Source organism: Pantoea sp. AS142 (genome assembly GCF_037152305.1).
GTDB lineage: Bacteria > Pseudomonadota > Gammaproteobacteria > Enterobacterales > Enterobacteriaceae > Pantoea.
Map to the genome: position 1 here is coordinate 1 of NZ_JBBCMO010000020.1, position 22,587 is coordinate 22,587.

Here is a 22,587-nt window from a genome sequence, read left to right on the forward strand (position 1 = left end):
GCATTCAGAATATGGATGGTTATTTGAGACATGTCAGTCTTACCCAGAAACATTAGTAATGTGCGGATACTAACAGACATATAGAGCATGTTATGTTGCTGCTCAGCAAGTTGCCGACCAATGATCACTAATGTCCGCTTCTGGCACTAAGCAGACATGCTTGCGAGGCACAGTCCACTATGAGCGATCAGCGGACATTGCTAAATGGGGTTCAGTGAGAATTAACAGGAAGCAGGTCGATATTACCGTGTTAAATTAATCAACATCGTTGTGAAAACCCAGTCAGGATGTCATGCCAGTGAATGTAAAAAATTGCCAGACCTGCGGCGAACCGATGAGTAAAACACCAGAAACTATGAGTTTTGACTGTGGCGGCGATTGCTTATGTTGCATGGCTTTCCATGGCGATCCAGATGCGATTGAGATTGTTGAGAGACTTACTGGCGAAAAAGTTAATGTCTGGGGAAGCTCATATCGTTCAAATAAGGTTGAAGGGCTGTAATGAGCGAGAAGTGGAAGTTAAACTGATGGTGAATTTCGAGTCGATTTTAACTCTCGAACAACAGAATGCGGCAAGCAACGCCCATACATTATCGATGAGTAATCTCGGTCAATATCATCAGTTATCTTACAGGTGCATTGGAAAAGGTCGCCAGAGGTGGTGTCTTCGTACAATTTTGCATGTCCCGTATTAGCATCAAAGTCGATTGTAATGACCGCGGTGCTTACCCAGAGGCTAGGTAATTTCTGTTTATTTAATAGGCTCTTGAGCATTTTGGCATAGCGGTTAACCGTATGGTTTTGCAGATTTGATGCGGAGTTGGTCATAGGAAGGGTGAGAGGAAAAGTCACTGAGGTAAGGCCGTTATCAAGAGCGAATGATTTAATCTGGCCTATTGACCAGTATCCATTAAAGTCGTTGTTTCTGCTGACAAAACTCCCATTAATAGCAATCGCTATACCTTTTAATTCACTTCGACGTGCCATAAGTTACTTCCTAGTCTTGCCTATAATCATTTTGAGCAACTTTAACGTTCATAAACATGATGGCACAACCTTAAGGCTACTATCTGGACTGATGAGGATTATCAGCAATTACCCCTGGCGATTATCTAGGTCCGCTGTTGGCACAAAGCGGACGGGTTTGGGCGTAAGGTCTGCTTTGAGCGAGAAGCGGACATTGCTGCTGACGGCCCCTCTGAATGCTGTGGTGCAAAGAAGCCAACTGATTTCTTACAGATGGCTGATTACAAATTCAGGCTCATAAAAGACAGGGAAATTCACCGATCTTGCAATAAAACAGACTTTATGAATTTCATGATGAATAGCCATTGCTGAGTCAAGATCAGCACCATCCGCTACAGTAATTTTAGGTCTCAGTACAGCCGAAACAAAGCGACCCGCGCCGCCTTTTAAAATTTCACCTGTAGCTATCGGTGAATCTTCATATTCCAGAACAGTGATCCCGGCATCTGAGGCCAGATGCAGATACCAGAGCATGTGGCAGGCAGAAAGAGATGATATCAGGAGGTCTTCAGGATTCATTTTACTGGCGTCGCCACCCAGTAACGGATCATTGGAGCAGTGGATGATTTTTTTGCCGGTTATAGCGATGTCCCATGTCCTCGCATATGCTTTATAGCCCGATGTGCCCGTGCCCAGATTACCGGTCCAGAATATGCGTGATGTATATTGATGTTCCATGTTCCTGACTCTCTTATTGATGATAAAAACTGGTTCTCCCAAAATGAGAGGTATGGGTCGCTTCTGCTGTTCACTAAACCACAATATATTGGCTTATAAAAATCAGCACAATCGAACCTGGCGCATGTCCGCTTCTGGCACAAAGCGGACATCTGCATCAGGAAATGTCCGCTATGAGCGAGAAGCAGAAGCTGAGCTAATTGTGTTTGACTTCTGGTAGTCGCAAAATCGAATTCACTGGACGTTTACCCATTCTAACCTGAATACTTGTGCGATTTGCCGGGCCTGTATATTCTCATTTTAGGCCCGTGCTGCCTGCCGCCCGCTTCCTGGATGGAAAAGGTGAAAGCATGTTCGTCCTCAACCTCATTGATTTAACAACTCTTGGCGGTCGGGATTGGTAATGCGGGCACCATTGTTTCCTGACGACAGGAGAAATTATGTTATCAATCGAGCAAGCCAAGCAAATGGCTGCGAAGTTAAAAAGCTCTCTCGAAATGCGCGGTCATAAAATTTCTTATTCCGCCGCACTCGAAACTGTTTCACAACAGCTGGGCTACAAGGACTGGAACACAGCATCGGCTGCGTTGCTCCCACCAGTTGTTCCTCAGCCTCAAATTCATTTCATCAAGACTATACCCATCTTACGAATGTTCGATGAGCGAAAAGCGCGAGAGTTCTATCTCGAGTTTCTGTCATTCAGCGTTGAATTTGAACACCGGTTCGAGCCCAACTTACCTTTGTATCTGGGCATTACTCGAGATGGTTTGCAGTTGCACCTCTCTGAACATCACGGTGACGCCAGCCCGGGGGCAACGATATTTATACCTGTGCAGAATATCGGGTTGTTTAGAGACCAACTACACGCAAAACAATATGGCTATGGTCGCCCGGAAATAGTGAAGCAGGACTGGGGAGATATTCTGGAAGTCTACGACCCATTTGGAAACCGGCTCCGATTCTGTCAAAGCTGATTTATTCTTCTCAATACGAAGGGGATTGCCATAGGCATTACCCCTTTTTCATACGTACGAAATGTCCGCTCCTGCCACAAAGCGGACATTGAGCCTCAACAATGTGTTTGCAGACAGTAAGACAACGTGGTTGGCCGGGAGCAGACCCTATTCTTAATCGTCCGTTCTCATCGCGTGTTCTTCATGTTCGCTTATATTCCCAAACTGGCCAGCAGGTCATCCACATCATCCTGGCTGGCAGGTTTTTCCGATGAGGAAGGTTGAGACGTCACAGTGCGCTCACCTATGCCTGATGAGACTGTGCTATCACGGAGTACCTGAATCAATTGCTGCTCAGCCTGATTCAGAACCGCCATCATAGCCTGCACTATCTGTCCTGTGAGATCCTGGAACCCCTGCGCCATCATAATGGCGTGCAATTGCTGTTGCGTCAGACTCGTGATATGAGGGACTTCATCCAGCCAGGCAACGGTATCTGTCGCTAACGCATGCGCTTGTCCTTCGTCTAACAGCTTCACGGAAGTGGCATTCCAGCGTTGCGTTAATGTTCCGGCTTTATCTGCCAGCTCAGTTTGCAAGGGCTGTGTTACTTCCACGCTGTTAATGACGTCATTCGCTGCTTCACGGGTCAGTGTTACCACATAGCCCAGCCTTTCACGAGCGTTTGGAATGCTTCCAGCAACATCGGCAATGGTTTTATCAAGCCCCAGTTGTTGCAGACTGTCGCGAAGGGTCCGCAGGATAGAGCCAGCACGCGCTGTGATCTCGGTAATTTCCTGCTGCTTACTGTGGGTATCGGGTAATGACATGAATATTGTCTCCTGCGTACGGAATATCGATACCTGATGTTATCGGCAGTTCGCGGCGGTTTTTTAATTTCCCTGGAATTTTTCCTCCCTTCAGTAAGGGGCACGAAATGAAGAGGAGTCCACACTGTGAATGTCATCAGGTTTATAGAAGACAAATACTCTGACACGATCGGTTCTGGTCCGCTTCCAGGTCAAGCTGAATGCTGAAGCCGTTGGATGGGTTCAATAAGCGGTAAACAACCCAGTCCCCGGTCACTGTCATGAGTATGACCGGGAGTCACACAACGCGTGTCAGCCTACCTCATCGCTCAGCTTCTTACGCATGAATTCAATAAATATCTGGGTTTTCGCGGGTAGTAGTCGCGTTTCAGTCAGAGCATAGATTGTGACCGCTTCAGCCTTCCAGTCAGGCAATACGCGGGTCAGTTTATTATCTGCAACGTCTTCCCCAACAATTTTGTCAGGCAAAATCGCAATGCCTGCACCCAATGAAGCAAAACGGCGCATCATACCAATGCTGTTCATCTGAAAACGCCCGGCAATTCTAAGGCTAATTTGGGTTTCTTCGCGATGTAAGTGCCAGTGGCCGGGCTTATCCTGGCGCATACCAATACATTCATGATCCGTCAGCTCATCAGGATTACCGGGAGTACCATTCTGGGCTAAATAGTCGGGGGACGCGTAAAAACTGCGCGAAAGCGATCCCAGATTGCGCGCAATGAGTCCGGAATCGGGCAGACTCCCCATGCGAACAGCCAGATCATAAGGCTCCGATACTAAATCAACATTTCTCGGCGTTAAGTCGAAATCGAAGCTGATACCAGGATAGCGGTCTGAGAATTCTTTAATGAAGGGCGCAAGAATAATCACCGCAAAATCGGCCGGTAAAGAGACCCGCAGCATGCCTTGCGGCTGAGCTAGAAGAGAACCCAATTGTTCATGCGCCAGACGCGCTTCATCAATGATACGCCGACTTCGTTCGTAATAAATCTGGCCGGCCTCGGTCAGCTCAATCTTACGCGTCGTCCTGTGTAACAGCCTGAGACCGATAAACTTTTCAAGCTCGTTTATTTTACGTGACAGTGTGGAATTAGGCATGCCGAGCGCCTCAGCTGCGCCACGAAAACTGTGGGCTTTGACGACCTCAACAAAGTAAGACATGTGGTTGAGCAGTTCCATGTAATTGTGCCATTAGTGGAATATTCAATTCTGATATTAACTATTTATCCCAAAATTTAACAGGATATACTTTAATCATTCGCAGGAAATGAGAGAAAACGCCTGCTTAAATAATGATGAAAGATGCTAATTATCAGTAATCTAATCTAAATCTGGAGGAGAGATATCATGAACTTTGAAAAATTTACCGCTGACAATGCTGCCTTGCTGTTAATTGACCATCAGGTCGGCACTATGGGCTGGGCCAAATCCATGCCTTTCGAAGAGTTAAAACGTAATGCACTGATGATTGCAAAATCTGCGGCAATTCTGAATATACCGGTGGTGCTGACCTCAAGCATGGAAGAGTATGCCCAGGGCCCGCTGGTTGAAGAACTGAAAACCATTCTGCCAAAAGAGTTTGAAGCACGAATCAAGCGCTTAGGCATCGTTAACGCCATGGACGATGAGAACTTTGCCGCCGCGGTTAAAGCCACCGGCAGAAAGAAATTGATTATTGCGGGAGTAACCAATGATGTCTGTACGGTATATCCAGCACTGACACTGGTTACAGCAGGCTTTGACGTACAGGTCGTTGCAGATGCGGGTGCCTCACCAACCAAAATGGCTGATGACATTGCGCTGCGCCGCATGGACAAAAATGGCATTACCCTGACCACAACCAACCAGCTGATTGCTGAGCTGGCAGGAAGTTGGGCAACACCTCAGGGGGAGAAACTGGTCAAGGTATTAATGGAATCCTTTCAGTAAAGAATAAACTGGCAGGCCCGTTCGGCAGCGTTTTACGCCTAATGTTCGGGTTTGCTTTCCTGGGCAGAAGGGTGATGACAATGCTTAAAATAGAAAACAAAAGTAAACATCAGCATGGCTCTGGCGGTTTCGGTATCGATATCCTTTGGCCTGGCATGATGCAGAATTCAGACGACAGCGGTATTGGTGCAATTGGCCGTATTGACCATGCAAACGTAAAAGCAGGAACGGTAATTTCCATGCATCCTCATAAGGATGATGAAATTCTCACTTACATGCGTAAAGGTAAAATGCTGCATCTGGACACGGTCGGGAATGAGGAGGAAATTTCTGATGCCCGGCTGATGCTCATGAACGCCGGGCATACCTTCCAGCATGAGGAACGCATTCTGGGTGAAAAAGGCGAATCAATGCAGTGTCTGCAGATTTTCATCCGCCCCTCAGAAACCGACCTGGCACCACAGGTCCAGTTCCATGACTTTGGCACGCCTTACAGTGACAATAATTGGCGGCTGATTGCCGGCCCTGAAAGCGCGCCATTAACGTTTCGTTCTCAGACCTGGGTACAGGACGCGCGACTTGCTGAGGGTGGCGAGTTGACGCTGCCTGCTGTTCCGGTCAGTAACGTAGTGCGCCTGTTATATGTCTTTGAGGGCGAAGCCCGGATTGGTGAAACTGCCCTTAATAAGGGTGAAAGCATTATTATCGAAGACGACGATGTTTACACTATCACCGCGCTTGAAACCACTGATCTGGTGCTTTTCACCACTGACCCGGCGGCAAAATATTTCCGTGGCGGTATGTTCAGTGGAAATATGCGCCCGCGCCTGTGATGGTATTTATAAAATTTCACACGCAGCTCATTCAATTTTTCGGTTTACTGGCAAAGCACAGCATTTTGAGTTTTGTACTAGCCGACTCTGAATAATTTTTATCGCCCTGCATCCAGATTATTTTTTCAATGAGTTATTAAATATCAGATGTTACTGAGTTTAATTATGTATTCAGGCAGCACAGCTAAATAGCTGCATTCATTTTTTGTTCTTTATTAATGCAGCCCCGTTTTAGCGACCTATCTTCTTATCAGGTTACAGGAAAAGAAAAATGGATAAAATATTTATCCCGTTCAAACTCGGGCATTTAATGCTGAACAATCGTCTGGTGATGGCTCCCATGACCCGTAGCCGTGCTGAATATGACGGCACGCCAGCTGACCTTGCGGTTAAATACTACGCACAGCGCGCCGGGGTGGGTCTTATCGTTGCAGAAGGGACGCAGCCCAGTGATGACGGACAGGGTTACTTAATGACACCCGGTATTTATACTGACGCGCACGTGGCCGGCTGGAAAAAAATCACTTCAGCCGTTCACAATAAGGGCGGCCATCTGTTCATCCAGCTTATGCATACCGGTCGCATGAATCATCCAGACAATACGCCGCACCACCGTCAGGGCGTAGCACCTTCCGCTATTGCGCCAGGCGTACAGATATTTACCGCAAACGGCATGCAGGATATTCCGGTGCCTCGCGAACTGACAACGGAAGAAATCCACCAGACGGTTGCTGATTTCCGTTATGCGGCACGGCGTACTGTTGAGGCCGGAGCGGACGGCGTGGAAATCCACGGTGCTAATGCCTATTTAATACACCAGTTTTTAGCTGCGAGCGCCAACCAACGCACCGATGAATATGGCGGCTCTATTGAGAACCGTGCCCGTTTTGCGCTTGAGGTGGCCGCGGCCATTGCAGATGAAATTGGTACAGACAAAACCGCGATACGTCTTTCTCCAGGCAGCCAGATTTGGGGGATTGATGAAGGTGAAGAAGGTCCGGCGCTTTATCGTTACCTGGTTGCTGAACTGAATAAGCTCGGACTGAGCTATCTGCACATTATGCAGGTAGGTAATGAGGCACTGCTGGATGAATTGCGGGCATTATGGACGCAGCCCCTGATACTGAATCGCCCTGGGAAAAACAGAGAAAACATCGGTGAAGATATCCAGTCCGGACGTGCCGAACTGGAATCTTACGGCCAGATGATTCTGGCTAATCCGGTCTTCACCAGCCGTGTTAAAATAGGGGCTCCACTGAACAGTGCCGAACCGGCGACCTACTATGGCGGTGGTGTCGAAGGATATACTGATTATCCCGTAATGCAGTAATTTATTATGCCAGCTGAGAGGATAAGCCCTTGGGCGTATCCTTTTTATTATCATCGCTCTACCATATCGCTCTTGGCTTGCGGGGTAATACTAAATATTAACCCCACTATTTCGACTGTTTTCACGTATTACATCTATGCTTAACCAATATGTAACTTAATATATTGACGAGCCGGGCCGGTGGTAATGTCCGCTTTTGGCTGTGAGTTCAACGGGTCGATGCAACGCTATCCTTAATCAAGGGGGACGTTGCCATGAAACGAAGAACGCGCGTTTACTACACGCCAGAACAGAAAGCGATTATCCGGGACAGATATAAGCAAGGTGATTCCCTGCATGATATCGCCAGAATGTTCGACAGATATCACTCTTCTGTCATGCCCACTATCCACCAGACTGGTGGATACCGCCCCCCTGCCCGAAAGCGACACCGGTTAGCGCTTTCGCCAGGTGAAAGAGAAGAGATATCCAGAGGGCTTGTAGCAAAACGCAACATCAGGGACATCGCAGCCAAATTATCAAGAGGTCCCTCAACGATTAGCCGGGAGATCACTCAACGAAAGGCCGAGAAAAACGTCAGACTATGAATCACCCGCAGAGCGGTTCAATAAGTGTGTTGCGTCCATCGGTTGAACTCACAGCACATAACGGACATTCTCTATCATATTCCACTCACAGCCTGAAGCCGAAGCCAGCTCCGGTCAGCTTCTTTCAGCGACCTGGAAGTATCAAATGATGTTGAAACAGGCTCTACGGTTGAACACTGCGGGTCTTGCAGTCAAGATTAAAGCCAAAGATGCAAAATCCCAGTAATTCTTTTGCCTCATCTTCCACCTGCGTAATCATAATCAAATCGATGGTGCCGCCTGGCAGTTTCACCTCAAATGGCGGGTAGGGAAGACCTTTTATCCTGAAATCCTGTAGCCAAAGCAGCTTCTCAGCTTGAGAGGGTATCACTTCAAAAATATGACGATGAGTGATGTCCTGCATTGGCCAGCCGACCCGTGCTGCAAACGTATCACTCGCGTCAACAACGATCAGTTCAGGGCTGAGGAAACAGATAGAGGTATCAGGCGCTGCATACATTGATGAAATCTGATGCGCGCGCTGTTCCAGAGACATACGTGCCACGCGACGATGAATGTGACTGCCTGAGCCCGCGGTGAGCAAATTGCGGGTTTCTTCCGCCGGGATTGGCCTTCCGAATAAATAGCCCTGTGCATAAGGGCACCCGATACCCCGTAACATTTCGGCTTCTTCCTCGGTTTCAACTCCCTCCGCAATGACGTCCATATCCAGGCTACGGCCCAACCCCACTACACTGGAAATAATTTTCCGACTATCCTTTTTGTGAAGCATTGAACGAATAAAACTGCCGTCGATTTTAAGCGTACTGGCGGGAAGCTGAATAAGCCAGGCAAGACTTGAGCAGCCCGTGCCAAAGTCATCCATAGCTATCATACAACCCATTTCAGACAATGCTTCGATCTCTGCACGGGCCGTCTCCACATCATCTATCAATGCTGTCTCGGTTATTTCTATCCGGAGCCGTGAAAGGCTGAACTGATAACGTTCTCCCAGTTTTCTTATAATATCGGGGAGATGCTTACCGTTCAGTTGTGAAGGTGAAACGTTTATTGACAAAAATTGGTGTTCTGGCCAGGTACGTGCTGTCATGAATCCCTGAGAAGCCAGGCTTGTCATTAGCTCATTAAGTAATCCATATTGTTCCATAACCGGAATAAATTCAGCCGGAGACACGATAAGCCCTTCGGGTAAAATACGGCGTGCCAGTAATTCAAAACCCACTACGCGCTGATCCTCCAGTGATACTATCGGCTGGAAAAAAGGTTTAAACGCACCCGAGTTAATCAGCTGCTGGTAAGTTGCACGAGAATCAGCACTTTTCAAATTTTCATTCATTTAAATATCCTGCAACGTATTTCCGTAATCCAATGATGACTAATGTCCAGGTGGAATAGTAGAAGTTTTTTGAAGCCTGCTTTATACGCAGTCAAAAAATCTCATCCACTCCAGAGATAAAATGCCAGAATGTATTGATTTATCTATGGTTAATGAGTGCGAAGCACATAGCTATGATGTTAGTAAGCAGAAAAAAATCATGCGCATAATATGCCATGTTTACTCGGCTCGTAAATACGCCTGAAAGTGATAACACCCTGACCAACCAAATAGACACAACTTGAAATGGATTTCATAAAAATATCGCTTAAGTTAAAGATTAAAGCATATTAATACATTCGATCTGATTAACAGTATGCTTTTCTTATAGGTTGATGAGGGCGACTAAAGGACGCCAGTAATGAATATGCTGACTTTGACCGGTGCGCGGACCCGGCTATGCGCTGACGTAATTTCTAACAATTCAGGGCACGCTTTTTAGAAAGCACCCTGGTCGCCGCTTATATATCCATAGTGAGTTTGTAAAAGATAACCATAACATTTAAGAGGGCATTTTCATGCGCAGTCAGAGTAACGAAGTCATAAAAACCGATATTTTGGCGATATCATAGACTCAAGATAAGCACGTGCTACACATTGCCTTTTATAAAAAATGAACACCCTTCGATCATGCTCAGTCATCTATGCAGTGACAGTGGCCGCACCAGGCCATTCATCTACACCATTCTGTTACATTAATTATTTAAACCAGTTGAATATTAATTGAATATTCAGACAGTTTTGCCGATAACCGTTGCAGCCCTATTTTTATGCCATCATACGTTGACCAGGAGAAATAATGCTGAATTTATTCAGGAAACAGTCGGCCACAGAGCTGATAAAAATGGATATCGCTGAGGAATGTGCCGATGAAACGCTGTATGTGGATCCTGGTGAAGCCATGCTGCTGGATTGTGTCATGAACCTCAGCCAGAAAGGCTTCTGGTATGTCGAGGCGACTGACCTTAAAAGTGACGTGCCTGCCTTTGTTTCACCTGAAGCACGCCGGCTTATGGGATTGCCTCTCCATAAGGAGGTAGGATTGTCTTCCCTGATACAAATGGTTCATGCGGATTTCCGGGAAGCGTTCAGGGGGTTAATGAATCATACTCTCAGCCATAGCGGTGATGAAAAGCCATTACGCTGCCTAATCAAAACTGACGCAAATACTTTTCAGTGGTTTTGCATCCGTGCAACATACAGTCGTGAATTTACGCCGCCGCGTCTGGTGGCCGTAATGGAGAACGCTGAAGAAGAAACTGCGCAGTCCCGCCTTTTCGATATTGTTTCCACCCGCTTTGACCTTTCACGCGAAATGCTTAATGACGGACTCTGGGATCTGGATATCATTGGCGGGAATCCGCTCAATCCTGACAACGTATTCTGGTGGTCACCGCAGTTCAGAAAGCTGCTTGGCTTTGAAACTATTGAAGACTTTCCTGACGTCATGGACAGTTGGGCGTTACGCCTCCACCCGGATGACAAACAGGCTGCGCTTGATGCTTTCGTCAGTCACCTTATGGATTTCAGTGGCAAAACCGGTTTTGATATCGAATATCGTCTTAAGTTGCGCAGCGGTGAATACCGGTGGTTTCAGGCCCGGGGTCAGACTAAACGTGCACCTGATGGCACTCCCTTGCGGGCTGTTGGCGCGCTTATTGATATTCAGGGTCGTAAAGACCGGGCGCTACATGAGGAAAGCGAAATACGGCGAAACATTCAGACCGCCGAAACCGCAAAAGAAATTGCCGAACTCGTCTTTGAAAACGGGAATATTGCGGCGCAGATCAAACTTATCTCACTGAACGCCAGTATCGAAGCTGCGAGAGCGGGTATGCATGGACGGGGGTTTTCTGTTATCGCCAGTGCTATCCGGGGACTAGCGGAAAGAACCGCAGATATCACCGGACAAATTTCCCGTCTTCAGATGCGAATAAGTAATTCTGCTACCAGCACTGAAAAACCTCATGGACATTGAGCATCACGCATCCATGAGCACTTATCACAGGTAAACGCCGGGCTGTCCCGGCAAGGAGAGAGCAAAGCCTGTCTTTAAATTTAATGTAATCAGAGCATCAGTCCGGTTCGCAGTCGCTACCAGATGAAAATCCCCCATTGCGGGTTCACATTCCGATATGCGAACCCGCAATGGGTGTTACCCATCACCCTCAGACCAAATAATATGACCGTGTCATCTTTCTGTCAGCCTATGGCGATGAATAGACCTCCGTCTGTTAAATGTCCGCCTTGAGCGAAGAGCGAACCTTTTATTTATGACGATGACGTGTTGTCGTTGCGCGGAACAACATATCCTTACGAAGCGTTCTGACTGGCAAACTATGGGAGCGTCAATTACTATTTAAAATCTATGGATGCGAACATTTTTGACTTTATGCCAGCATTACTCCCTGTTGCACTGTCCCCCGGAGCAAGTTTCACTCTCGTTATGAACAGCGCTTTGGCAGGGGGGAACAAAGGCCTATTCAGAACGCTTGCCGGAACGGCTTTGGGTATATACACCCATGCGGTTTTTATAGGGCTTGGTATAACTGCTGTGCTCATCTCATCGCCAGCAATTTTTGCGGTGCTTAACGTTGTTGGAACAGCTTATCTGCTTTGGTTAGGGGCGACATTTATCCGCAGTGGGATAACGGTGAATAGAGGCGGGTTTACTAATACAAAGCATTTTGTAACGTTAAAAGAGGCCTGGCTAGCGAATGTTTTGAATCCTAAAGCCATCCTTTTTTATCTGACAGTCGTTTCACAATTTGCAGGGGTAAGGGGAGGCGTTGGCAACTACCTGACGCTGGCTTCGGTACATGTCGCGGTTATGAGCATCTGGCTTTTCTCAATCAGCCAGACACTGATGTTTTCAGTAAAAAAAACTAACCCATTAATGCTTAAAAAATACGTAAACATCGTCGGCGGAATGATGCTCATTGTTTTTTCTCTGCACAGCTTGTTCCATTAACTTATCAGCTATAGCGATGATGTCCATTTCTGGCACAAAGCGGACATGTGCATCGTCCTGAATTTGCTGTCGTATCCGCTCAGGTATTCAGTGAAACTCCACCTGTTCCATCCTGCCGGCAATTCCTCTTTAGGTGACAAAACACCGGGTGCGGTGCCAATCATTTCCAGTTTCACAGACATTGGAAAGTTCACACCCTTGTTGAAAGCGCGAGGCCGTCGGCACCGCCAGATTCCTGCCTATCCAACTTTTGCAGCGTAAACCCAGCACGGCCCCAGGAGGTTGCTGCACGGAGTAAAGCGGCAGTAAAACGCCATAACCGGACCGGCACACGCATGTGAGACTACAACCGTGACGTCTGGCTTCACACTGAGGGCGATGATCAGGTGATGAGTGATCGTCGCTTCAGTCCCTGGTCTCTGATTGTCACCTTCCTGCTCTGGCATGAAACGGACGAGTAAGGGACAGATCAGGACAAGTGAGAGCAAGCGTATAGCATCAATTAACGCTCTCTGATAGTAATGTCGTGAAAGAAATTCTGGGGATGGAGAAAAAATGAATTTTTATCGCAGTAAGGAATTCACCGGCTCAAAGGCATGGGACGCTCAACATATTGCCAGTTTCGATAATGTCAGCGTGAAACTTCACTGGACCGATCAGCCTTACAAGTGGCATATCAATGACGGACAGGAAGTTTTTGCTGTCATGGATGGTTGTGTTGAAATGCAATATAAAGTACAGGGTGAAATTAAAAGCAGAGAATTAAATGCAGGAGATATTTTCTATGCCAGTGAGGGCACAGAACATATTGCGCATCCACAGGGAATCGCGCGCGTGTTGGTCATTGAGAAAGAGGGTTCGGTTTAATTTGGGTGTAATTCATGATCAGATAAGCCCACTAACCAGTGGCAACACGGTATACCTCTTCTCCCGGGCTAAAAAGAAACGTTTCGCGTGATGGGGGGCGTTATGTTTCCGAATAAACCCTACGCACAGCTTACTTTATCCGTCATCATCGGATCAAAATAGCTGGCTGACTGGCCCAAAGATAGTGAGGTTTGCAGACTCGTCCGCCATCCTTTCTCAACGATTGACTCAATCCCATGCCGCTTAGGGTGATCTGAGCCGAGACCGGTTTACTGATAGGGTGGAACAAGTCTGAATCATCGTGATAGTTCAGAATTCGCGTAACTGGTCGAAACTTGGTACAGCCGCGGCATATCCACTCCACAAGGAAGGTGCCTTGCTCGCCCAGCTTCTGCTCCAGCGGGTTCAGGACTTCAAACAGTACATGATAGATCTCCTCTCGTTCGACCGTCTCGATTGCCTTTGAACGCCGGTTTATCACATTGAAGTCACTGACAATATGGGTGGCAACGATGTGCAGCAGGCCACTCTGCTGGCAGTCGCTGATAAAAAATGCACCGTCATTCAGGTGGTTCAAACCACACAGATAAGGCTGGTCACCTGAAAGCGGTTAACCCTATTCCTGGTAAATGAGCCGGATTAGTCTGGTTGGCTGGTCATCGGGAGAAAGGATTGCCGGTGGGTTATGAGCTTGCTCAGAACACACTGGTAATTTCTTCTTTTAGCATCTCTCAGGTATACGTTCTGGCTGGCGCGGCAGCGTTTCACCCGCCTGAAATCCACAGAATCTCCTCTAAGATCACTCAATTCTCAATATCCAGGCGTTATGCAGGCCTGAAAGCACAAAAGGCCGTCTCCGGCCCTTCGTAAACGCCCCCACACACTTATGTCAGGCCGCACACACTTGCGGCATCTCGATATCCGCGCTGATACGTGCGCCATCGGCATCAAACACCATGCAATGGTGTGGATGAAAGGTGGGACGCAGCGTCTGATAAGGACGGAAATGCACATCGCCGGGCAGCAGCATCTTGAAGCCGTCATAGCCGTGGCTCTGTCCAAACAGACAAGTGTTGTTGCCGAGTCGCTCAACGACCTCGCAGTGGAAGTCGATATTCAGCGGTGCATCGCCATTAATCTGCAACTGCTCCGGCCGTATACCCAGGGTGATCTCGTCACCTGGCTGCAATGGGTGGATAGGCGAGGGGAGTTTCAGCCGATGTTCGCCGTTATTGATCAGGGCAACCAGCCCGGACGGACCGCACTGTTCTGCGCGCGCGGGCAGGAAGTTCATTTTCGGGGAGCCGATGAAGCCGGCGACAAAGCGGTTAATCGGGTTGTAGTAGAGTTCCATCGGTGAACCGACCTGTTCAACCTTGCCGTAGTTCATCACCACTATCTTATCGGCCAGCGTCATCGCTTCCGTCTGATCGTGTGTCACATAAACCATGGTGGTTTTTAGCTCCTGGTGCAACTTAGCAATGTGCAGCCGCATATCGACGCGCAACTCTGCATCCAGGTTAGATAACGGTTCATCAAACATAAACACCCGAGGATTACGCACAATCGCGCGACCAATGGCGACACGCTGCCGCTGACCACCGGAAAGCTGTTTAGGTTTACGATCCAGCAAGTGTGCAAGCTGCAGCGTCTTCGCCACCATCTCCACCTGATGCTGAATCTGCGCTTTCGGCAAACCGTTTACCTTCAGGCCGTAGCCGATATTCTCTGCCACCGTCATATGGGGATAGAGTGCATAAGACTGAAACACCATTGCCACCCCGCGATGCGATGGCGCGACATCATTCATCACCTTATCACCAATCAAAATCTCACCAGCACTGATCTCTTCCAGCCCGGCAATCAGCCGCAGCAGTGTGGATTTTCCACAGCCAGAAGGGCCAACAAAGACCGCAAATTCACCAGCCTCAATATCGAGCGCAATATTTTTCAGCGTTTCTGTTTTACCAAAGCGTTTGGTGACGTTTCTCAATCTGATACTGGACATGCTAATCCTCACGGCAGGGGTCTTGGTGGCTAAAATGTACTACGTATAACAGTTGATCGGTTTTCACGTCAGCCCTGATGGTGCCTGCGTTGACTATAACGTTCCACCAGAGCGCGCCCTATCGCTGTTTTTGATTTCTGTAATACCGATCACACATTGGTGCAAACGGGCTGGAGCGCAGCAGCTATTCCGCGTAGCGTATGGCAAAAATGCGATACGTTATTCACTCTTATCGGACTCATTGAATCCCTGTCTGACAGGTATCTGAAAAAAGAACAACAGCAAATGACAGTTTAAAATGTCATACCTTCACACGAGGTCACGAATGAAAATAAAAACCCGCGTTTCGCTACTCCTGTCAGCATTGATGCTTCATCAATCCGTCTGGGCCGCTCAGCAACTCACCGTCTGGGAAGATATTAAGAAATCAGACGGCATCAAAACGGCTATCGCCGATTTTCAGAAACAGTTCGGCGTTGAAGTGAAAGTACAGGAGATGCCGTTTGCACAGCAGATCGAAAAGCTACGCCTGGATGGTCCGGCAGGAATTGGCCCGGATGTGCTGGTGATCCCCAACGACCAGCTTGGCAGCGCAGTCGTGCAGGGCTTGCTGGCACCACTGACAATTGACAAGGCAGAACAAAGCGCTTACACCCCTTCGGCCATGGCGGCTTTTACACAGAACAACGTGGTTTACGGCGTCCCCAAAGCGGTGGAAACACTGGTGCTGATCTACAACAAGGATCTGCTGCCGTCGCCGCTGAATACCCTGGACGAATACCGCGCTTTCTCACAGAAGCAGCGCGAGGCGAAGCAGTATGGCTTGCTCGCAAAGTTTGACCAGATTTACTACAGCTGGGGTGTCATGGCGCCGATGGGGACTTACATCTTTGGTAAAAACGCCAAAGGCGCAATTAACACCCAGGATATCGGGCTAAACAACGCGGGCAGCGTGGAAGCGGTGACTTATCTCAAGCGTTTCTTCAGCGAAGGATTGCTGCCAGGCGGCATCATGGGTGACAACGGCCTCAATGCCATTGACTCACTGTTTACCGAGAAGAAAGCAGCGGCGGTGATCAACGGGCCATGGGCGTTCCAGCCCTATCAGGCTGCCGGCATCCACTACGGCGTGGCTCCACTGCCATTGCTGCCTAATGGCAAGCCGATGAGCTCTTTCCTGGGCGTGAAAGGCTATGTGGTTTCCACCTGGAGCAAAGATCAGGCGCTGGCGCAGAAGTTCCTCGCCTTTATCAACCAGCCGCAATACGTGAAAGAGCGCTACCAGAAGACCCAGGAGATCCCGCCAGTTACTGCGCTGATGAACGATCCGATTATCAAAAATGATGAGAAGGCCAATGCGGTCGCGGTGCAAGCGGCGCGAGCGTCAGCGATGCCCGGCGTGCCAGAGATGCAGGAAGTATGGGGTCCGGCTAATGCGGCGCTGGAGCTGAGTGTTTCCGGCAAACAGGAGCCAAAAGCGGCACTGGATAATGCCGTGAAGCAAATCACCATGCAGATTGAAGCGATGCAGGCCAGCAATCAGTAATTCCGGATCACGGAATAACCGTACAGGATAAGGATCAGGGTGTGGCTATATCTTCCGATGAACATCTGGTGACAGCTAAGCGTCCGTGTCGTCATGCGACCACCGGTGCGCTACTGGCACTGCTGCCTGGCTTCGGCCAGTTTTACCACCGTCAGTGGGCTAAAGGACTCTGTTTTCTGATTCTGCTCAGCAGCTTTACCGGCGTTTTCCACGATTTTCTCCGTGAGGGATTCTGGGGGCTTTATACGCTGGGTGAATCCGTGCCGCGTGATAACTCCATTTTCCTGCTGGCGGAGGGGATTATCAGCGTGCTGATTGCCGCTTTCGGCGTGGCGGTCTGGGGCGTGTCGGTACATGACGCCTGGGCCAACGGCATTAAACGCGACAAGGGTCAGCAGCTAAACAGCGTACGCCAGCAGTATCAGTTGCTGCTGCGCGACGGCTTCCCCTACCTGATGATTTCGCCGGGCTTTATTCTGCTGGTGTTCGTGGTGGTGTTTCCGATTCTGTTTGGTTTTGCCATTGCCTTTACCAACTACAACCTCTATCACACGCCCCCGGCGAAACTGGTGGACTGGGTAGGGTTTAAAAACTTTATTAACATTTTTACGCTGTCGATCTGGCGCTCCACTTTCTTTGATGTGCTGCAATGGACGGTAGTCTGGACGCTGCTGGCCACCACGCTGCAGTGTACCGTGGGCGTGATGCTGGCGATTCTTGTTAATCAGAAAGACCTGCGCTTTAAGCCGCTGATCCGCACCCTCTTTATCCTGCCGTGGGCGGTGCCGGGTTTTGTCACCATTTTGGTGTTTGCCGGGATGTTTAACGACAGCTTCGGGGTGATCAACAACGCCATTCTCGACTTCTTTGGCATCGCCCCCAAAGCCTGGATGACCGATCCCTTCTGGACTAAAACGGCGCTGATCATGATGCAGACCTGGCTCGGCTTCCCGTTTGTCTTTGCGATGACCACCGGTGTCCTGCAGGCGATCCCTGATGATCTCTATGAGGCGGCGATTATGGACGGTGCCAGCGCCTGGACGCGGCTGAAAACTATCACACTGCCGCTGGTACTCTACGCCATTGCGCCGATCATCATCACGCAATACACGTTCAACTTTAATAATTTCAACATCATCTATCTGTTTAACAACGGCGGTCCGGCGGTGGCGGGATCGAATGCCGGAGGAACCGATATCCTGGTGTCGTGGATCTACAAGCTCACCATGTCGTCGTCGCAATATGCTATCGCCGCCACTATCACCATTCTGCTGTCGATTTTCGTGGTCGGTCTGGCGCTGTGGCAGTTCCGTGCGACCCGGTCGTTTAAACAAGATGAGATGGCATAAGGGAGCAGTTATGGCGAAGTCCGGCAGTATTAAACGCGAAAGGTGGATCCGCCTGTCGCTAACCTGGCTAGTGGTCTTAGCGGTCTCGACCATCATTATTTATCCGCTGGTCTGGACGGTAGGGGCATCACTGAATGCAGGTAACAGCTTGCTCAGTAGCGCGATCATTCCGGAGAATGCGTCGCTGCAGCACTATCGTGACTTGTTCAATGGCACGGTGCCCTACCTGACGTGGTACTGGAACTCGATGAAAATCAGTTTTCTGACCATGGTGCTGACGCTAATCAGCGTCAGTTGTACCGCCTATGCTTTTTCCCGTTTTCGTTTCAAAGGGCGTCAGAACGGACTGATGCTGTTCCTGCTGCTGCAGATGATCCCGCAGTTTTCGGCGCTGATCGCGATTTTCGTGCTGTCGCAGCTCCTGGGGCTGATAAACAGCCATCTGGCGCTGGTACTGATCTACGTGGGGGGGATGATCCCCATGAACACTTATCTGATGAAGGGCTATCTCGACTCGATTCCCAAAGATCTGGATGAGTCGGCGCGCATGGATGGCGCAGGCAACTTCCGCATCTTTGTTGAGATCATCATGCCGCTGTCGAAGCCGATTCTGGCGGTCGTCGCGCTGTTCTCATTCACCGGGCCGCTGGGCGATTTCATCCTCTCCAGCACCATTCTGCGCACGCCGGAACAGTTCACGTTGCCCATTGGCCTCTACAACCTGGTGTCACAAAAAATGGGCGCCAGCTACACCACCTATGCGGCCGGTGCTGTGCTGATCGCCGTGCCGGTGGCGGTGTTCTATCTGGCCCTGCAGAAATACTTTGTTTCTGGCCTGGCTGCAGGCAGTACTAAAGGATAAATCTTGATGCCAAAGAAATTATTTCTCGCCCTGGCGCTCGCCTGGGCGACACCGCTGCACGCCGTCGATCAGCCTTTTGCCTCCGCCGGGCCATGGCCAGCCGATTTTGTCAGGGGGGCAGATATCTCTTCGCTGGCTGAACTGGAGAAGCAGGGCGCGAAATTTTATAACGCAGCCAACCAGCCGCAGGATGTTATCGCCATCCTGAAAGCCAGCGGTATCAATACCATCCGGCTGAGGCTGTGGGTGGATCCCACTGACGGCAACGGGCACTCCTATGGTGGGGGCGGCAACGATCTGGCGACCACACTGGCGCTAGCGAAACGTGTTAAAGCGGCGGGATTGACGCTGCTGCTCGATATTCATTACAGCGATTTCTGGACCGATCCCGGCAAACAGTTCAAGCCCAAAGCCTGGCTGTCGCTGCCCTTTCCACAGCTGGAAACCCAGGTGCATGACTACACCCGTGACACCCTCGCCCGCTTCAAAGCAGAAGGTGTGCTACCGGACATCGTGCAGATTGGCAACGAACTCAATGGGGGGATGCTCTGGCCGGAAGGCAAAAGCTGGGGTCAGAACGGCGGCGAGTTTGATCGGCTGGCCGGTCTGCTGAAATCCGGCATCAGCGGCGTGCGCGAGAACCTCAGCGATCCGCATCAGGTGAAGATCATGCTGCATCTGGCGGAGGGCACAAAAAACGAGGTGTTCCGCTGGTGGTTCGACGAAATCGTTAAGCGTGATGTGCCATTCGATGTGATTGGCCTGTCGATGTACACCTACTGGAACGGTCCTATCCGTGCCCTGAAAACTAACATGGATGATATCTCCCGGCGCTATGACAAAGATGTGATGGTGGTGGAAGCGGCCTACGGTTACACGCTGGAAAACTGCGATAGCGCGGAGAACAGCTTCCAGGCTAAAGAGGCGCAGGCGGGCGGCTATCCCGGCACCGTAGCGGGCCAGGCGGCTTATCTGCATGACCTGATTAAAGCGGTGCTGGCGGTGCCCAACCATCGCGGCAAGGGCGTCGTCTACTGGGAACCGGCGTGGATCCCCGCACCCGGTAATACCTGGGCGACACCGGCTGGCATGGAATATATCCACGACGAATGGAAACAGGGTAACGCCCGCGAAAATCAGGCGCTGTTTGACTGTCACGGCAAGGCGCTGCCTTCGTTACAGGTTTTTCATTAACCATTAGCGCTCACGCTGATGTCTACCTCTGAGGATCAGGTATGAATAAATTTCCCCCGCTCAGCGCCCGGGTTAACCGGCTGCTGCATGGTGCTGATTACAATCCGGAACAGTGGGCGCACCAGCCCGGTATGATTGATGACGATGTAGCGATGATGAAGCAGGCGAACTGTAACGTCATGTCGGTGGGTATTTTCAGCTGGGCGAAGCTGGAGCCAGAAGAAGGGCGCTATGAATTCGGTTGGCTGGATGAAGTGATCGATACGCTTTGGCTACAGGGGATATCTGTGTTTCTCGCCACACCCAGCGGGGCCAGGCCGGCCTGGATGTCGCAGGTTTATCCTGAGGTGCTGCGCGTGGGGCGCGATCGCGTGCCGGCCCTGCATGGCGGCCGTCATAACCACTGCATGACCTCGCCAGTGTATCGCCAGAAAGTGCAAGAGATGAACAGCCGGCTCGCGGCGCGCTATGCGCACCATCCGGCGGTGCTCGGCTGGCATATCTCCAATGAGTATGGCGGAGAATGTCATTGCGATCGCTGTCAGCAGGCGTTTCGCGGCTGGTTGCAGCGCCGCTATGAGACGCTGGAAAATATTAACCTCGCCTGGTGGAGTGATTTCTGGAGTCACACCTACAGCGACTGGTCACAGATTGTGTCGCCAGCGCCACAGGGTGAGATGTCGATTCATGGCCTGAATCTGGACTGGCGGCGGTTTATGACCGATCAGGTGACTGATTTCTGCTGTGAGGAGATTAAGCCGCTGAAGCTGGCCAATCCCAATCTGCCTGCAACCACCAATTTTATGGAATATTTCTACGATTACGATTACTGGAAACTGGCCCCGGCGCTCGATTTTATCTCCTGGGATAGCTACCCGATGTGGCACAACGAGAACGATGAGACAACACTCGCCTGTTATACCGCGATGTATCACGATTTGATGCGCACCCTGAAGCAGGGCAAGCCGTTTGTACTGATGGAGTCGACGCCAAGTGCCACCAACTGGCAGCCGACCAGCAAGCTGAAGAAGCCGGGTATGCATATTCTCTCATCACTGCAGGCGGTAGCGCATGGCGCGGACGCTGTGCAATATTTCCAGTGGCGCAAGAGCCGTGGCTCGGTCGAGAAGTTCCATGGCGCGGTGGTGGATCATGTCGGTCATCTTGATACGCGCACCGGTCGTGAGGTGAGTGAGCTGGGCCGGATGCTGGCTGCGATGACTCCAGTGATGGGCTGTCGGGTTGAGACGCGGGTAGCGATTATTTTCGACTGGGAGAGTCGCTGGGCGATGGATAACGCGCAGGGGCCGCGCAATCTCGGTCTGCATTATGAGCGCACGGTGAACGAGCACTATCGTGCTTTCTGGGAGCAGGGCGTTGCGGTGGATGTCATTAACGGCGACAGCGATCTCAGTGGTTACGATCTGGTGATTGCGCCGATGCTTTATATGGTGCGCGACGGTTTTGCGACGCGAGTCGAGCAGCATGTTGAGCGGGGCGGGCATTTCGTGGCCAGTTACTGGAGCGGCATCGTGAATGAGAGCGATCTGTGCTATCTGGGTGGATTTCCGGGTCCGCTGCGACCGCTGCTCGGCATCTGGTCAGAAGAGATAGATAGTCTGACTGATGAGGAGTTTAACGGCGTGCGTGGGGTGAGCGGCAATGAGCTGGGTCTGAGCGGGCCGTATCAGGCGCGGGAGCTTTGTGAGCATATTCATCTGGAAGGTGCAATGGCGCTGGCCAGTTACGAGAGTGATTTTTACGCCGGTACGCCGGCGGTCACGGTGAATCACGTGGGTCAGGGCAAAGCCTGGTATATCGCATCGCGTAATGATCTGCCTTTCCATCGGGATTTCTATGGTGCGCTGATTAAGCAACTGGCGTTGCCGCGTGCGCTGGCGATTGATCTGCCGCCTGGCGTGGTCGTTCAGCGGCGTACCGATGGTGAACAGGCGTTTCTGTTTGTGCAGAACTTTACGGGTCAGGCGCAGTCGTTGTCGTTGCCTGCCGGGTTAAGTGATTTGATTGATGGCACGGGTGTGGGGGAATCGCTGACGCTGGGGCCGTGGGGATGTCGCGTTCTGAGTGTGATGCTAACCAGAGGCGCAAGCGCTTAAAGCGAGTTGAATTCCGCTTGATGGCAGGATGAGCGCAGGCTCAGGGGGCATATGCCTTCCGCAAAGACGCAAAAGACGGCATCCCTGCCGGCTCAGCACGGGCCATCCCTGGCCCGTGATGCTTTGCTCCAG

20 protein-coding genes and 1 pseudogene are annotated in these 22,587 nt (G+C 50.3%); 14 read left to right on the forward strand and 7 right to left on the reverse strand.

What is annotated here, in order from left to right; genetic code table 11:
* The first annotated feature begins 292 nt into the window (after positions 1-292).
* Entirely contained in the window at positions 293-502 is a 210-nt protein-coding gene (locus WFO64_RS22140) for a hypothetical protein (protein ID WP_123809950.1), read from the forward strand.
* Between the two features lie 17 nt (positions 503-519).
* On the opposite strand, the gene WFO64_RS22145 is transcribed toward WFO64_RS22140, so the two are convergent.
* Both WFO64_RS22145 and WFO64_RS22150 read right to left on the reverse strand, forming a co-directional pair.
* Positions 520-987, reverse strand: a complete 468-nt coding sequence (locus WFO64_RS22145) for a hypothetical protein (RefSeq protein ID WP_337014357.1) — start codon at positions 985-987, stop codon at positions 520-522.
* 246 nt (positions 988-1,233) lie between these two features.
* Positions 1,234-1,704 carry an OsmC family protein gene (locus WFO64_RS22150; RefSeq protein WP_337014359.1) on the reverse strand — a complete coding sequence of 157 codons (471 nt, stop codon included), beginning with the start codon at positions 1,702-1,704 and terminating at the stop codon, positions 1,234-1,236.
* Between the two features lie 440 nt (positions 1,705-2,144).
* Here WFO64_RS22150 and WFO64_RS22155 point away from each other — a divergent pair, with 440 nt between their 5' ends.
* Positions 2,145-2,678: a glyoxalase superfamily protein gene (locus WFO64_RS22155; protein ID WP_337014361.1), complete on the forward strand. Its 534-nt coding sequence runs from the start codon at positions 2,145-2,147 to the stop codon at positions 2,676-2,678.
* 191 nt (positions 2,679-2,869) lie between these two features.
* Here the strand turns inward: WFO64_RS22155 and WFO64_RS22160 are convergent, their stop codons facing one another.
* Positions 2,870-3,487, reverse strand: a complete 618-nt coding sequence (locus WFO64_RS22160; RefSeq protein ID WP_337014363.1) for a protein phosphatase CheZ — start codon at positions 3,485-3,487, stop codon at positions 2,870-2,872.
* 291 nt (positions 3,488-3,778) lie between these two features.
* Positions 3,779-4,666 (reverse strand): LysR family transcriptional regulator, encoded by an 888-nt coding sequence (locus WFO64_RS22165; protein ID WP_337014365.1) that lies wholly within the window; start codon positions 4,664-4,666, stop codon positions 3,779-3,781.
* 168 nt (positions 4,667-4,834) lie between these two features.
* On the opposite strand from WFO64_RS22165, the gene WFO64_RS22170 reads away from it, so the two are divergent.
* The 4 genes and pseudogenes from WFO64_RS22170 to WFO64_RS22185 all read left to right on the forward strand — a co-directional run.
* Positions 4,835-5,416, forward strand: a complete 582-nt coding sequence (locus WFO64_RS22170; protein WP_337014367.1) for an isochorismatase family protein — start codon at positions 4,835-4,837, stop codon at positions 5,414-5,416.
* Positions 5,359-6,249, forward strand: a complete 891-nt coding sequence (locus WFO64_RS22175) for a pirin family protein (RefSeq protein WP_337014369.1) — start codon at positions 5,359-5,361, stop codon at positions 6,247-6,249. The genes WFO64_RS22170 and WFO64_RS22175 overlap by 58 nt, the downstream gene beginning before the upstream one ends.
* Before the next feature lie 271 nt (positions 6,250-6,520).
* Positions 6,521-7,579 carry an alkene reductase gene (locus WFO64_RS22180; protein ID WP_337014371.1) on the forward strand — a complete coding sequence of 353 codons (1,059 nt, stop codon included), beginning with the start codon at positions 6,521-6,523 and terminating at the stop codon, positions 7,577-7,579.
* 254 nt (positions 7,580-7,833) lie between these two features.
* Positions 7,834-8,160, forward strand: a pseudogene (locus tag WFO64_RS22185) (helix-turn-helix domain-containing protein); the annotation flags it as partial.
* Positions 8,161-8,329: 169 nt separating this feature from the next.
* On the opposite strand, the gene WFO64_RS22190 reads toward WFO64_RS22185, so the two are convergent.
* Positions 8,330-9,502: an EAL domain-containing protein gene (locus WFO64_RS22190; RefSeq protein ID WP_337014373.1), complete on the reverse strand. Its 1,173-nt coding sequence runs from the start codon at positions 9,500-9,502 to the stop codon at positions 8,330-8,332.
* 838 nt (positions 9,503-10,340) lie between these two features.
* On the opposite strand from WFO64_RS22190, the gene WFO64_RS22195 reads away from it, so the two are divergent.
* The 3 genes from WFO64_RS22195 to WFO64_RS22205 all read left to right on the forward strand — a co-directional run bounded on the left by WFO64_RS22195 (position 10,341) and on the right by WFO64_RS22205 (position 13,379).
* Positions 10,341-11,519, forward strand: coding sequence for a methyl-accepting chemotaxis protein (locus WFO64_RS22195; RefSeq protein ID WP_337014375.1), 1,179 nt, complete (start codon positions 10,341-10,343; stop codon positions 11,517-11,519).
* 390 nt (positions 11,520-11,909) lie between these two features.
* Positions 11,910-12,512 carry a LysE family translocator gene (locus WFO64_RS22200; protein ID WP_337014376.1) on the forward strand — a complete coding sequence of 201 codons (603 nt, stop codon included), beginning with the start codon at positions 11,910-11,912 and terminating at the stop codon, positions 12,510-12,512.
* A 555-nt stretch (positions 12,513-13,067) separates the two neighbouring features.
* A complete protein-coding gene (locus WFO64_RS22205; RefSeq protein ID WP_337014378.1) occupies positions 13,068-13,379 on the forward strand; it encodes a cupin in 312 nt (103 codons plus the stop codon).
* A 145-nt stretch (positions 13,380-13,524) separates the two neighbouring features.
* Here the strand turns inward: WFO64_RS22205 and WFO64_RS22210 are convergent, their stop codons facing one another.
* Entirely contained in the window at positions 13,525-13,956 is a 432-nt protein-coding gene (locus tag WFO64_RS22210; protein WP_337014380.1) for a hypothetical protein, read from the reverse strand.
* A gap of 312 nt (positions 13,957-14,268) precedes the next feature.
* On the reverse strand, positions 14,269-15,387 hold the full coding sequence (locus WFO64_RS22215; protein WP_337014382.1) for an ABC transporter ATP-binding protein: 1,119 nt from the start codon (positions 15,385-15,387) through the stop codon (positions 14,269-14,271).
* 325 nt (positions 15,388-15,712) lie between these two features.
* On the opposite strand from WFO64_RS22215, the gene WFO64_RS22220 reads away from it, so the two are divergent.
* The 5 genes from WFO64_RS22220 to WFO64_RS22240 are packed head-to-tail and all read left to right on the forward strand — an operon-like array spanning position 15,713 to position 22,455.
* Positions 15,713-16,933, forward strand: coding sequence for an extracellular solute-binding protein (locus WFO64_RS22220; RefSeq protein ID WP_337014383.1), 1,221 nt, complete (start codon positions 15,713-15,715; stop codon positions 16,931-16,933).
* Positions 16,934-16,974: 41 nt separating this feature from the next.
* Positions 16,975-18,282 (forward strand): carbohydrate ABC transporter permease, encoded by a 1,308-nt coding sequence (locus WFO64_RS22225; protein ID WP_337014384.1) that lies wholly within the window; start codon positions 16,975-16,977, stop codon positions 18,280-18,282.
* Positions 18,283-18,292: 10 nt separating this feature from the next.
* On the forward strand, positions 18,293-19,144 hold the full coding sequence (locus WFO64_RS22230) for a sugar ABC transporter permease (RefSeq protein ID WP_337014386.1): 852 nt from the start codon (positions 18,293-18,295) through the stop codon (positions 19,142-19,144).
* A 6-nt stretch (positions 19,145-19,150) separates the two neighbouring features.
* Complete coding sequence (locus WFO64_RS22235; protein ID WP_442956175.1) at positions 19,151-20,338, forward strand: glycoside hydrolase family 53 protein; 1,188 nt, start codon at positions 19,151-19,153, stop codon at positions 20,336-20,338.
* Positions 20,339-20,379: 41 nt separating this feature from the next.
* The gene (locus WFO64_RS22240) at positions 20,380-22,455 is read left to right on the forward strand and encodes a beta-galactosidase (protein WP_337014389.1); all 2,076 of its coding nucleotides are present in this window, start codon (positions 20,380-20,382) and stop codon (positions 22,453-22,455) included.
* The last annotated feature ends 132 nt before the right edge of the window (positions 22,456-22,587 follow it).

What these genes read in the sequence shown, in the direction of transcription:
- WFO64_RS22235 (WP_442956175.1), top strand. Translation starts at nt 19,151, where the DNA reads ATGCCAAAGAAATTATTTCTCGCCCTGGCGCTCGCCTGGGCGACACCG.
- WFO64_RS22200 (WP_337014376.1), top strand. Translation starts at nt 11,910, where the DNA reads ATGGATGCGAACATTTTTGACTTTATGCCAGCATTACTCCCTGTTGCA.
- WFO64_RS22205 (WP_337014378.1), top strand. Translation starts at nt 13,068, where the DNA reads ATGAATTTTTATCGCAGTAAGGAATTCACCGGCTCAAAGGCATGGGAC.
- WFO64_RS22240 (WP_337014389.1), top strand. Translation starts at nt 20,380, where the DNA reads ATGAATAAATTTCCCCCGCTCAGCGCCCGGGTTAACCGGCTGCTGCAT.
- WFO64_RS22160 (WP_337014363.1), bottom strand. Translation starts at nt 3,487, where the DNA reads ATGTCATTACCCGATACCCACAGTAAGCAGCAGGAAATTACCGAGATC.
- WFO64_RS22215 (WP_337014382.1), bottom strand. Translation starts at nt 15,387, where the DNA reads ATGTCCAGTATCAGATTGAGAAACGTCACCAAACGCTTTGGTAAAACA.
- WFO64_RS22190 (WP_337014373.1), bottom strand. Translation starts at nt 9,502, where the DNA reads ATGAATGAAAATTTGAAAAGTGCTGATTCTCGTGCAACTTACCAGCAG.
- WFO64_RS22170 (WP_337014367.1), top strand. Translation starts at nt 4,835, where the DNA reads ATGAACTTTGAAAAATTTACCGCTGACAATGCTGCCTTGCTGTTAATT.
- WFO64_RS22150 (WP_337014359.1), bottom strand. Translation starts at nt 1,704, where the DNA reads ATGGAACATCAATATACATCACGCATATTCTGGACCGGTAATCTGGGC.
- WFO64_RS22140 (WP_123809950.1), top strand. Translation starts at nt 293, where the DNA reads ATGCCAGTGAATGTAAAAAATTGCCAGACCTGCGGCGAACCGATGAGT.
- WFO64_RS22165 (WP_337014365.1), bottom strand. Translation starts at nt 4,666, where the DNA reads ATGGAACTGCTCAACCACATGTCTTACTTTGTTGAGGTCGTCAAAGCC.
- WFO64_RS22180 (WP_337014371.1), top strand. Translation starts at nt 6,521, where the DNA reads ATGGATAAAATATTTATCCCGTTCAAACTCGGGCATTTAATGCTGAAC.
- WFO64_RS22220 (WP_337014383.1), top strand. Translation starts at nt 15,713, where the DNA reads ATGAAAATAAAAACCCGCGTTTCGCTACTCCTGTCAGCATTGATGCTT.
- WFO64_RS22230 (WP_337014386.1), top strand. Translation starts at nt 18,293, where the DNA reads ATGGCGAAGTCCGGCAGTATTAAACGCGAAAGGTGGATCCGCCTGTCG.
- WFO64_RS22155 (WP_337014361.1), top strand. Translation starts at nt 2,145, where the DNA reads ATGTTATCAATCGAGCAAGCCAAGCAAATGGCTGCGAAGTTAAAAAGC.
- WFO64_RS22145 (WP_337014357.1), bottom strand. Translation starts at nt 987, where the DNA reads ATGGCACGTCGAAGTGAATTAAAAGGTATAGCGATTGCTATTAATGGG.
- WFO64_RS22195 (WP_337014375.1), top strand. Translation starts at nt 10,341, where the DNA reads ATGCTGAATTTATTCAGGAAACAGTCGGCCACAGAGCTGATAAAAATG.